Source organism: Pseudostreptobacillus hongkongensis (assembly GCF_001559795.1).
GTDB lineage: Bacteria > Fusobacteriota > Fusobacteriia > Fusobacteriales > Leptotrichiaceae > Pseudostreptobacillus > Pseudostreptobacillus hongkongensis.
In genome coordinates this window covers 1-215 of record NZ_LOHY01000028.1, presented here as the reverse complement: position 1 = coordinate 215, position 215 = coordinate 1, and the positions used below count along the sequence as shown (strand labels likewise).

1 protein-coding gene is annotated in these 215 nt (G+C 20.0%); it reads right to left on the bottom strand.

What is annotated here, in order from left to right; all coding sequences use genetic code 11:
- A partial coding sequence (locus AYC59_RS01045) for a F0F1 ATP synthase subunit gamma (RefSeq protein WP_211259983.1) occupies nucleotides 1-215 on the bottom strand: 215 nt, incomplete at both ends.

Here is a 215-nt window from a genome sequence, read left to right as displayed (position 1 = left end):
TTTTTAACTTCTTTTTTACCCTCAAATAAAATATTATGTCTATTACCTATATGATTTAATAAGTTATATAAAGCATATTCTAAAGATTTTTCATATTCTCTAGTTTTAAAGGTAAGTACTTGAAATTTTTTAAATTTAGTTGAAGAAACAATATTCATAGCACTAGTTATCTGTTTTGAATTATTAATGCTATTTATTCTAGCTTTAATTTCTTT